Origin of the sequence: Pseudomonas sp. Irchel s3f10 (assembly GCF_900187515.1) — a bacterium.
Classification (GTDB): Bacteria; Pseudomonadota; Gammaproteobacteria; order Pseudomonadales; family Pseudomonadaceae; genus Aquipseudomonas; species Aquipseudomonas tensinigenes.
In genome coordinates this window covers 109,568-120,735 of the sequence record NZ_FYDZ01000009.1, presented here as the reverse complement: position 1 = coordinate 120,735, position 11,168 = coordinate 109,568, and the positions used below count along the sequence as shown (strand labels likewise).

At 61.1% G+C, this 11,168-nt stretch carries 10 protein-coding genes; 4 read left to right on the top strand and 6 right to left on the bottom strand.

What is annotated here, in order from left to right; translation table 11 throughout:
• Positions 1 to 73: 73 nt before the first annotated feature.
• Together CKW17_RS19625 and CKW17_RS19620 are read right to left on the bottom strand one after the other, a co-directional pair.
• Positions 74 to 1,801 carry a ShlB/FhaC/HecB family hemolysin secretion/activation protein gene (locus CKW17_RS19625; protein ID WP_095121108.1) on the bottom strand — a complete coding sequence of 576 codons (1,728 nt, stop codon included), beginning with the start codon at positions 1,799 to 1,801 and terminating at the stop codon, positions 74 to 76.
• A 108-nt stretch (positions 1,802 to 1,909) separates the two neighbouring features.
• Positions 1,910 to 3,043, bottom strand: a complete 1,134-nt coding sequence (locus tag CKW17_RS19620; RefSeq protein ID WP_095121107.1) for an MFS transporter — start codon at positions 3,041 to 3,043, stop codon at positions 1,910 to 1,912.
• A gap of 98 nt (positions 3,044 to 3,141) precedes the next feature.
• Between CKW17_RS19620 and CKW17_RS19615 the strand changes: the two genes are divergently transcribed.
• From CKW17_RS19615 to CKW17_RS19605, 3 genes are all read left to right on the top strand, one after another.
• A complete protein-coding gene (locus CKW17_RS19615; RefSeq protein ID WP_095121106.1) occupies positions 3,142 to 3,906 on the top strand; it encodes a helix-turn-helix transcriptional regulator in 765 nt (254 codons plus the stop codon).
• A gap of 96 nt (positions 3,907 to 4,002) precedes the next feature.
• Entirely contained in the window at positions 4,003 to 5,112 is a 1,110-nt protein-coding gene (locus CKW17_RS19610; RefSeq protein WP_095121105.1) for an HlyD family secretion protein, read from the top strand.
• Entirely contained in the window at positions 5,109 to 6,701 is a 1,593-nt protein-coding gene (locus CKW17_RS19605; protein WP_095121104.1) for a DHA2 family efflux MFS transporter permease subunit, read from the top strand. Before CKW17_RS19610 ends, CKW17_RS19605 begins: the two co-directional genes overlap by 4 nt.
• A gap of 129 nt (positions 6,702 to 6,830) precedes the next feature.
• On the opposite strand, the gene CKW17_RS19600 is transcribed toward CKW17_RS19605, so the two are convergent.
• Positions 6,831 to 7,271, bottom strand: coding sequence for a carboxymuconolactone decarboxylase family protein (locus CKW17_RS19600; protein WP_095121103.1), 441 nt, complete (start codon positions 7,269 to 7,271; stop codon positions 6,831 to 6,833).
• A 188-nt stretch (positions 7,272 to 7,459) separates the two neighbouring features.
• Between CKW17_RS19600 and CKW17_RS19595 the strand changes: the two genes are divergently transcribed.
• On the top strand, positions 7,460 to 7,759 hold the full coding sequence (locus CKW17_RS19595) for a hypothetical protein (RefSeq protein WP_077573787.1): 300 nt from the start codon (positions 7,460 to 7,462) through the stop codon (positions 7,757 to 7,759).
• Positions 7,760 to 7,901: 142 nt separating this feature from the next.
• Here CKW17_RS19595 and CKW17_RS19590 read toward each other — a convergent pair whose 3' ends face one another.
• The 3 genes from CKW17_RS19590 to CKW17_RS19580 form a co-directional block, all read right to left on the bottom strand.
• Positions 7,902 to 9,470, bottom strand: coding sequence for a diguanylate cyclase (locus tag CKW17_RS19590; RefSeq protein WP_095121102.1), 1,569 nt, complete (start codon positions 9,468 to 9,470; stop codon positions 7,902 to 7,904).
• Between the two features lie 177 nt (positions 9,471 to 9,647).
• The gene (locus tag CKW17_RS19585) at positions 9,648 to 10,421 is read right to left on the bottom strand and encodes an aldolase (protein WP_095121101.1); all 774 of its coding nucleotides are present in this window, start codon (positions 10,419 to 10,421) and stop codon (positions 9,648 to 9,650) included.
• A 15-nt stretch (positions 10,422 to 10,436) separates the two neighbouring features.
• Complete coding sequence (locus CKW17_RS19580; protein WP_095121100.1) at positions 10,437 to 11,141, bottom strand: haloacid dehalogenase type II; 705 nt, start codon at positions 11,139 to 11,141, stop codon at positions 10,437 to 10,439.
• Positions 11,142 to 11,168 lie beyond the last annotated feature (27 nt).

The window sequence follows — 11,168 nt, the reverse complement described above, 5'->3', positions numbered from 1 at the left end:
CATCACGTTGCGCGTTTAGTCTTGGCCGTGGCTGACGCGCTCAGATCCGACGGCTGTTTGTTCACTGCGTTGTTCAGATTTGCAGGCCGACTCGCATCAGCCAGGTTTCAGGCTCGTGCTGCAGACCGTTCGGCGTGTTGAGCGCGCGTTGGTAATCGACGTCCACTTGCAGGTTCTTCCAACCCAGATTCAGACCGACATTGGCACCACTCAGGCGTTGGCCCTGCGCGCCGTGATCGGCCTTGATCCAGCCGTGGTCGAGGCCTACGCGCGGGGTGATCTGCAGCGGCCACTCACTGCGCAAAGGCAGGCGCAAAGTGTTGCGCCAGATCGCGCCGCTGGCGCCGGAAGCGCTGCTGACCCGGTAGCCGCGCACCGCCGAATCGTCGGTGCCGAGCAACTGTTCGATCGCCGGCAGCGGATCCGGGCTGTACTGCACATTGAGCTGGCTCTGCCACTGCCAGGCCTGCGCGCCGAACTGACCGTTACGCCATTGGCTGAGGCCGGCGCGGTACTTGCGGAACTGCGCTTTGGGCAGGTTGTTGATCTGCTGCTGCGAGTCATCGTCGGCGCCAAACCAGCGCAGGCCCTGGGCGTAATTGACGTCGAGGTTCCACACCGCGCGGTCGAGCCAGAACAGATTGAGTCCAGCCTCGGCCACGGTCAGCGTCGGGCTCTGAATACCGAGGCGAACGTCTTGCAGATAGCTGTCGACATCCTTGTGCGCCAGTTGCAGGTTGGCGCTGAGCTGACGGCTCTGGTCGCGCCACAACACACGGTCGGCGCGCAGGCTGACCTGATCGGTGATGCCGGTGTTGTGAAAAGTCACGCTCGGCAGTTTGAAGGGCGCGCGGTATTCGGCGTGGCTGGCGAACACGCTGTAGGTCCAGTAGCCGTAAGGGATCGCGTAATACAGGCTGGCATTGCGGTTGTAGCGGTCGCCCTGATTGAGGGTGTCGCTGGCGCTGAGGCTCAACAAATCGTTGAGTTGCAGTGGGCTGTCGAGACTGAGGCTGACGGTGTCGCGATCGCGTCCGGTACTGGCGCTGCCGAGGTTGTCGATCCCCGCGTTCAAGGCCCAGCGCGAATGCGCCGAGGTGCGCGAACGCAGAATGATCCGCGAGGCGCCGGGCTGGCTGCCGGGAGCGATATCGGCGGTGAGATCGATCGAACGCAAGCGATTGAGTTGATCGAGTCCCTGCTCCAGATCGCGCAGGTTCAGCGGCTCGCCGAGCATGTTCGGAAACGCGCCGCCGAGGGAAACCGGCAGACTTTGATCGGCCAGTTCAATGGACTCGATGTAGCCTTCGTCAACGCGGATATCCAGCGACTGCCCCGCTGCCGGTGCGCTGAGCAGATACGGGCGGCTGGCGATGTAGCCCTTGTCGACATAGCTCGCGGTGATGGTCGTCAGCAGATGGTTGATCTGGCCGACGCCCATGCATGGCGCAAGTAGCGGTTTGATCCGCGCATTGAGCTTGTCGCTGTCGATCAGCGTGACGCCGCCGATGCGCGCGCCGCTCAAAGGCCAGCAACGTTCATCGGGGGCAACGGTCTGCGGGATGGCCGGGGTGATCGACGTCGGGCCGAACGCGCCACGCTCCAATTGCCGTTTTCTCTGTTCAAGTTGCAGTTGTTGCAGATCGCGCTGTTGCTGTTGCTGCTGGCGCAGCACTTCCTGGCCCGGCGCGACAGGTTCGGCGGCTTCAATCGAGGAGGCACAGACACTCAACACAAAGGCCGACAGCAGCGGGCAAAGCGGGGAACGACGGCGAAAAACAGCGCGAAACGGAAACGGCACGCAACATCCTTGCGATCATAAAATGGCGTAATGCCATGTCATCAATGATCGTGATAGTCGGAGCCCTCCTACACAAATGCAAGACGCTTCCTACAGCGCTTACATTTCTTAAACAATTGCTTTGCCTGGCTTTATTGTCAGCAGCAAGGCCACGGCACTGCACGCTATCAGGGTTTCCCCGAGGGCTTGAAACCAGCCGGCGAGCATCAGCCCTGTGCCGATCAGCAGGTAATACATCAAACCCAACAACGCCCCGGCGGTGCCCAATCGATCAGCGTAATCGGCCAGTGCCGAACCGAGAACGTTGGGGATCGCCAAGCCAAACGCCAACACCACCAGCAACATCGGCAGGACGAACGCGACACTGTTCTGCAGCGCCCACACGCCCACACCACCGAGCAACGCGATACCACCCGCGAGGCGAATCAACTGCAATGCCTTGAACCCGGCCGTCAGTAAACGCCGGTTGAGCCATGCTCCAAAACCTGAACCCAGCGCGAGGATCACACCGCTGTAACCGAACACACTGGCGTCCACCTCCAGCCGCTGAAACATGAACGGAGCGAGGCTGTAATAACTGAACAACGCCACGTTGAATGACGCGATCCACAGCGCCGAGCGCCAGATTCCCGAGTCACGCAACATGCGCCCGAGGGTTTCGAACAAACCGACATGGCCGGTTGGCGCTGTCCGGGTTTCCTCCAGGTTGTACCAACTCCACAGCCACAACAGCGTTGCCAGCAACAGCAACGCGCCAAGCACACCGCGATAACCGAAAACCTGAACCAGACTGGCGCCGCTGAACAAGCCAATCGCCGGACTGGCCGCCAGCGCGATGCCCACCAACGAAAACACCTGGGCCAGTTCGGCGCCTTTGAAGCGGTCGCGCAACACGGTTTGCGTGACCACCGAGCCCACCGCAGCACCGAACGCCGCCAACATCTGCACCAGCAACAAGCCGTTGAAACTGCTGACCCGCAGGCCTAAAAGCGTGGCAATCGCATAGATGGCCAGTCCCGCGAGCATTGCCGGGCGCCGACCGATGCGATCACACAAACGCCCCCACACCACCACCCCGACAGCAAACGCGAGGAAATACACCGACAACGTCTGCGCGGCGGCTTGCGGGCCAACGTTAAACACACGCCCGATATCACCGAGCGCCGGGCTGTACAGGGTTTGCGCGATCTGCGGAAACATCAGCAGCGCGATCGCCAGCAGCAAGAAATTTCTGTTGTGCATCCTTCATCACTCCTCTCATAAACCGCCGAGGAGTTTAAGAATCAAGGAGTGGCGTATTATCCGAACCCTGCCAACTAATCGCTGAAATCGGACAACCCATGGCCTGGCTCGACGCCCACGCAACCTTTGACGCTGATCGCTTTCAGGCGCCGGTAATCGGTATCGCCTCGACCCTGGGCGATCACGACTCCGGTTTGCACCGTCATCAACGCGGGCAACTGCTGTACACGCGACAAGGCTGTACACGGATTACCTTGGCGCAGCAATTGTGTCTGCTGCCGCCGTCGCGGGCTGCGTGGATTCCGCCGGGGGTCAGCCATCGCGCGGTGATGCAGCAGAGTGTCGATTACCGCTCCATCTACTTGATCCCTGAACTGTGCGCCGCACTGCCGCAGCAGGTCTGCGTGATTGAAGTCAGCCCGTTGTTGCGTGCGGTGCTGGAACCGATGGCGCTGGCGGATTTCGCCAGCGATTGGCAGCAAGGCAAATTTGCTCACTTGCTCGGCCTGTGCCTGAGCGAAATCGCTGACGCGGCGCAGCAACCGATGCTGTTGCCGTTACCTCAGGACAAACGCTTGGCACCACTGCTGAAAACGCCCGAACGCCTGCCTCCGGAGCTGCAAGTGCTGGAGCAGCAGATCGGCGCCAGCAGCCGCACCATCGGGCGGATCTTCCAGCGCGAAACCGGCATGAGTTACCAGCAATGGCGCCAGCAGTGGCGCTTGATGCGCGCGATGGAATTGCTCGCCACCGGACGCAGCCTGAGTTACTGCGCTTTCGAAACGGGTTTTGCCAGCGACAGCGCCTTCATCGCCTTCTTCAAATCCATGACCGGCAGTACACCGGGCCACTGGCTCAAGTGAACAACTGACGATCGGCGCCAAAAATCATTTGCGACTAAATATTACCTGCGTCATATTACAGCCGTAATAACGACCCGTTTACGCAGGTAATTCGCCATGACCAGCATGCCCACCCTCGAACCTTTTGTGGTGAAGACCAAGCCGCCCCTGCTTAAACGCTTGCTGCTTCCCGGCGCGGGTTTGCTCGCGCTGATCTTCGCTGGTGTGTACGCCGTGCACTGGTGGGGCGCCGGGCGTTTTCTCGAAGAAACCGACGATGCCTATATTGGTGGCGATGTCACGGTGATCGGGCCGAAAGTCGCCGGTTACATCGACGAAGTGCTGGTCAGCGACAACCAGCACGTCAAGGCTGGCGACGTGTTGATTCGCCTCGACGCCCGCGACTATCGCGCCAATCTGGCCAAAGCTGAAGGCGCCGTCGCCGCCGAAGAAGCGCTGCTGGCCAACCTCGACGCCACCGAACAACTGCAGCAAGCGGTGATCGGCCAGGCCCGCGCCGGCATCGACGCAGCCGGCGCAGAAACCGCGCGCTCGCGGGATGACAACGCGCGCTACAAACGCCTGGTGACCACCAACGCGGTGTCGGTAGAAAGCGCACAACGCGCCGACGCCACCTTCAAAACTGCACAAGCCTTGAGCGCCCGCGCCCAAGCCGAACTGCTTGCCGCGCAACGCCAACTGGCGGTGATCGACACCCAGAAACAACAGGCCCGCGCCGCCCTCCAGCAAGCCCGCGCCGAACGTGATCTGGCGCAGTTGAATGTCGGCTATACCGAACTGCGCGCGCCGGTCGACGGCGTCATTGGCAACCGCCGCGCTCGAGTCGGCGCCTATGCGCAGGCCGGTTCACAACAGTTGTCGGTGGTACCGGCCAGCGGCTTGTGGGTCGATGCCAATTTCAAGGAAGACCAGTTGGCGCGGATGAAACCCGGGCAACGCGTGAGTATCCGCGCCGACGTGCTCGCCGGTCAGGAATTCCACGGTCGCCTCGACAGCCTCGCCCCCGCCACTGGCTCGCAATTCAGTGTGCTGCCGCCGGAAAACGCCACTGGCAACTTCACCAAAATCGTCCAGCGCGTGCCAGTACGGATTCTCCTCGACCCGGCTGACGGCGTGCTCGGTCACTTGCGCCCGGGGCTGTCGGTGACGGCGGAAGTCGACACCCGCGCGCAACCGGAAACCAGCGCCGTGGCCGTCGCGCCATGAGCACCACCCTCGCCGCCCCGGCGCAACCGTTCAACGCGGCGGACATGGCGACCGCGACCAAAGTATTCGCCTTTGCGACCATGTGCATCGGCATGTTCATCGCGCTGCTGGATATCCAGATCGTCTCGGCGTCGCTGCGCGACATCGGCGGCGGACTGTCCGCCGGCACCGATGAAACCGCGTGGGTGCAGACCAGTTACCTGATCGCCGAAATCATCGTAATTCCGCTGTCGGGCTGGCTGTCGCGAGTGTTCTCGACACGCTGGTTGTTCTGCGCTTCGGCGGTCGGTTTTACCTTGGCGAGTTTGCTCTGCGGCATCACCTGGAACATCCAGAGCATGATTGCCTTTCGCGCGCTGCAAGGTTTTCTCGGTGGCTCGATGATCCCGCTGGTGTTCACCACGGCGTTCTTTTTCTTCACCGGCAAACAACGGGTAATCGCCGCCGCGACCATCGGTGCGGTCGCGTCACTGGCACCGACATTGGGGCCGGTGATTGGCGGCTGGATCACTGATATTTCCTCGTGGCACTGGCTGTTCTATATCAACCTGGTGCCGGGGATTTTCGTTGCCGTGGCAGTGCCGATGCTGGTGAAGATCGACCAGCCGGAATTGTCCCTGCTCAAAGGCGCGGACTATCTGAGCATGGTGTTTCTCGCGCTGTTTCTCGGCTGCCTGGAATACACCCTCGAAGAAGGCCCGCGCTGGAACTGGTTCAGCGATCAGACCATTCTGACCACGGCGTGGATCAGTGGTTTGGCAGGATTGGCCTTCATTGGTCGCACCTTGCACGTGGCCAATCCGATCGTCGATCTGCGTGCTTTGAAAGATCGCAATTTCGCCCTCGGTTGCTTCTTTTCGTTCGTCACCGGCATTGGTCTGTTCGCGACGATCTACCTGACGCCACTGTTCCTCGGCCGGGTGCGCGGCTACAGCGCGCTGGACATTGGTCTGGCGGTTTTCTCCACCGGCGTGTTCCAGATCATGGCGATTCCGCTGTATGCCTTTCTGGCCAATCGCATGGACCTGCGCTGGATCATGATGATCGGTCTCGGCTTGTTCGCGGTGTCGATGTGGGAGTTCAGCCCGATCACCCACGACTGGGGTGCCGGCGAGTTGATGCTGCCGCAAGCGTTGCGCGGGATTGCCCAGCAACTGGCCGTACCGCCAGCGGTGACGTTGACCTTGGGTGGGTTGGCGCCAGCACGTTTGAAGCATGCGTCGGGGTTGTTCAATCTGATGCGCAATCTCGGCGGGGCGATTGGTATTGCGGCGTGCGCGACCATTCTCAATGACCGCACCAACCTGCACTTCACGCGGCTGGCCGAGCATCTGAACAGCAGCAATGAGGCGATGAATCAGTGGCTGTCGCAGGTCGGCGGCAATCTGGCGAGTCTGGGCCAGAGCGGCGACGTCGGCGTCACCGCCAGCCTGCGCCAGCTGTGGCTGCTGACTTACCGCGAGGCGCAAACGCAGACCTACGGTGACACCTTTTTGATGATCGGCGTGTGCTTCGTCATCGCCACGGCGATGGTGCCCTTGATGCGCAAGGTGCAACCACCGGCAGCGCCGAGTGCGGATGGGCATTGATCCAGCTTTCTGAAGTTTTCCCGGCCCCTGTAGGAGCTGCCGAAGGCTGCGATCTTTTGATCTTGTCTTTTAAAAGCAAAGTCAAAAGATCGCAGCCTTCGGCAGCTCCTACAAGGGATTGTGGGCAGCTTAAGCCTGTGGGATTTTGCGGAAGCCCACCGCCAGACGGTTCCAGCTGTTGATTGTGTTGATTGCTACGGTCAGGTCGACCATTTCTTTCGGGGTGAACTGGGCCGCGACCACGTCGTAATCTTCATCCGGGGCATGGGTCAGGCTCAGTTGGGTCAGCGATTCAGTCCACAACAGCGCGGCGCGTTCGCGGTCGTTGAAGAACGGCGCTTCACGCCAGGCGGTGACGGCGAACAGGCGCCGCGGGGTTTCACCACCTTTGATCGCATCGGTGGTGTGCATGTCGATGCAGAACGCGCAGCCATTGATTTGCGAAGCGCGCAGCTTGACCAGTTCGATCAGGTTTTTTTCCAGCGGCAGTTTGGACACCGCGGTTTCCAAGGCGATCATCGCTTTCAGTGCGTCTGGGGAGGCGGTGTAGAAATCGGTACGAGGTTGCATGGTGGCTCCGGGCAGCAAGTGAATGTGTGGCTACGTTAGTCCCCGCACCGGGTTCGGCAAATAGCCAATATTCCAGAAGATCAGGAGGCCACTTCGGTTTTCCCGGCTGACCACTCGTCAGCCAATCGGCACCAAGGGTTCTGCGCATCAGACCAATATCAGGTACATGCCCTTTCTGGAGACGGATCATGATCACGCGCAAACTCACCTCGTTATTGCTCGCCGGCCTGCTGGCCACGGCATCGGCCGCCAGCTTCGCCGCCAACGATGGCGCTGACGCCACCGGCACCAAATCCGGAGGCCCGACCAGCACCACCACGCCGCCAGACAACACCCCGGGCGCGCCTTCGGGGGGTAGCGGTTCTTCGGGTATGGGTTCCGGGACTGGCACCAATGGCGGGGCCAGCGGTTCCGGTTCCGGGGCTGGCGGCGGTACAGGTTCGGCGGGTGGCGGGACTGGCGGTGCGGGCGGTGGCACCGGCGGCTGAACGAACAAGAGCCATCCCAAATAAGCACGCTATCCAATGTAGGAGTGAGCCTGCTCGCGATGGCGGTTTGTCAGTTATGCAACTGTGTGCTGACACACCGACATCGCGAGCAGGCTCACTCCTACAGGGTACAACGTGTAGTTCAGCGATCAGAGCGCATCAATTCGGCCAAACCGCTATCCAGCGACAACACCGCCGCGCGATTGCGTCCGGCATTTTTCGCCTGATACAACGCCGCATCCGCACGCTGGATAAACACTTCCAGGCTGTCATTGCCGCTCGGGATAAACGCATAACAACCCAGACTCACCGTCAGATACCCGGTCGGCGAGCCGCTGTGGATGATGTGCTTGTCGATCACACTTCGGCGAATCTGCCCGGCAATTGCCAGCGCGCCGTTGATGTCGGTGTCCGGCAACAACACCGCAAATTCTTCACCTCCGTAGCGTACCGCCAGATCCGACTTGCGCTGGCAGCACGTCTGCAGCACCTGTGCGACCTGAGTCAGACAATGATCGCCGGCGACATGACCGTAGGCATCGTTGTAGCGCTTGAAGAAATCGATATCGAGCATGATCAGGCTGACCGGGCTGACCTGCCGCGCGCCACGGGCGAATTCGATCTCCAGCGAGCGCTCGAACAAACGTCGATTGGCCAACCCGGTCAGGCTGTCGTGAGTGGCGATCTGCTCCAGCGTACGCTGGGCCTTGCGCAGGTTTTTTTCGATCCGTTCGCCGTCGCGCACCTGGTGAATGAACACCCAGCCAAACAGGCCGACGCCAAGGATCACCAGGGCGACAATCACACTCGACTGGAATGCGCGGGCGTACCAACCCTCGAGAATCGTGTCGCGCGACGTCGCCGCCGACACCACCAACGGATACGCCGCCAAGCGCCGATAGCCGTACAAACGCACAACGCCATCGACCACCGAATCGATCATCGCGGTGCCGGCCGTGGCTTCGGGCAGCAACGTGCGATAAATCCGCCCTTGCGCCAGCGACGTGCCGATCTGGTTTTCAACAAACGGACGGCGGGCGAGCAAGGTGCCGTCGCTCAGACCGAGAAACATGATGCCTTGGTCATCGAGGCTGAAACTTTCGAAGAAACGATCGAAGTACGACATCTTGATCCCGGCCAGCAGCACACCCTGAAAATTGCCGGCGTGATCATTGACGCGCTTGGAAATCGGGATGATCCACTCGCCGTTCTCGCGGCTGCGGATCGCCGGGCCGATGTGCGCCACTGTCGAGGCATTCTGCTGGTGGAATTTGAAGTACTCGCGGTCGGCCACGCCATTGCCACGGGGCAGATCGGCAAACGAGGTAATCACCCATTGGCCTTCGCGATCGAACAGGAACACCCCGTGCAACTGATCGAGTTGCTGCACCCGTCGGGCAAAAGTTCTCTGCAAACGCGGTTTCTGCGCGGCGCCGTAGCCATCGTCCTGAATCCAGTCGACCAGGCTGGTCATCACCAGATCGGCGGCGAGGAATGTGTCCTCGGCCTGCTGCGCCATGGCCCGGGTCAGGTTGCTCGAAGCCACCTCCGCTACCGCCAGATCCTGCCGTCGCGACTGCTCCAGTTGCAGGTACAGCAAACCGGACAGGCACAGACTCACTGCAACGATAAACAGCACCGCGGCTTTGCGTAACGGCAGGCGTTTAAGCGTGCCGGGGGCCTGTTGCGGGTCGTGAATAGGGATAGGCAAAAGCAAGTCCTGGGCAGGTACGACAAGGGCGCCAGCGGGAAAACCCTTATGTTTGTGAGCGTAGCCCACCGGAATCTACGGGGCAAACACCCCGGTCCCGCCCAGGTATATCGGCGCGCAACGAGTTTGGATGATCGCTGTTCGCAGATTTATTTTCGATTGCCTCTTTCGGGTTAGTCAGTTGTGAAGGGCCAGGCGCCGCATCGCACTGTGCAGGTGGGCCCGCGCGCTTTGCGCATCGCCCTCGCGCATTTGCTCATAGGCCCGTTGCGCAATGGCGTGGGGCACCGGCTTCAATTGCCGTTGCGTGGCCATCGCCAGCAGTTGCACTTGGGCGGCGCGTTCCAGGTAATAGAGGTCGTCCCAGGCTTCGGCGATGGTCGGCGCGGCAACGATCACGCCGTGGTTTTTCAGGAACAGAATGTCGGCATCGCCCATGACACTGGCGATACGGTCGCCTTCGCACGCGTCCAGCGCCAGACCGTTGTAATCCTCGTCTACCGCCGTGCGCCCATAGAACTTCAGCGCGGTCTGCCCCAGCCACAACAGCGGCGGCCCTTGCAGCAGGCACAGCGCCGTGGCGTGAGGCATGTGGGTGTGGAAGGCGACTTTCACTCGCGGCAGTTGCTTGTGCAGACGCGCATGAATGTAAAACGCCGTGGCTTCCGGCTGGCCTTCGCCTTCAAGCACATTGCCGTCGAAGTCGCAGACCAGCAGATTCTGCGCAGTCACTTCGGCAAACGCATAACCGTAGGGATTGACCAGAAACAGATCGTCATGCCCCGGCACCATCGCCGAAAAATGATTGCAGATGCCCTCCTCCAGGCCATGCAGCGCGGCCAGTTGAAAGCACGCCGCCAGTTCGCTGCGCGCGGTGATGATCGCTTCCGTGTCGAGGTTCAGCGCTGTCGGACGTGAGGCCCGCGCACTGGCGGTCAGGGTGTGAGCCATGACGATTCTCCGTGATTACCAACCGAGGGATTTGAACAGCGGCAACACTTGATCGAGGCGGTTGAGGATCGCGTCGGGGCGATAGTCCGCCAGCAACTGGCGACCGGTGCCGCGATCGATCCACACGCAGCGAAAGCCCATGTCCCGCGCCGCCGTGTGGTCGAGCATGGGACTGGCGCAGATGTGCACCACCTCTGCGCGGCTGACGCCCAACTGCTCATGAGCGTAGTCGAACAGCCGTGGCGCCGGTTTGTAGGCGCCGGCCTGTTGCGCGGTGATCACCCGATCGATATAGCCGCCGAGTTGCGCGACGTTGCCGGCAATGATCTCGTCGTCGGTGTTGGAGACGATGCACAGTTTGAAACCCATGGTTTTCAATTCACGCAGGGTCTTGATCACCTCGGCAAACGGCGGCATTTTCGGGATCGCGGCGGCCAGACGCTGGCTGTCTTCGGGCAGGCTGGGCAGGCCCAACTCTTCCAGGGCCAATTGCAGGCCGAGGGTGCTGAGCTCGCGGAATGATCGGTGCGGCGGCGTTTGTTCGAGGCGATGTTCATGGCGATCATAGACTTCGATCAGCTGCCCGACGTCGACCTGATGCTCGCCCTTCTCGCTGAGAATTCCGCCGACAACGGCTTTGAGGCCTTCGTCCCATTGAATCAACGTGCCGTAGCAATCGAAGGTCAGCCACTGCGGGCGCGGGGTGTGGATGAGTGTCATTGGTCGAATCCTCCGTAGTGAGGACTT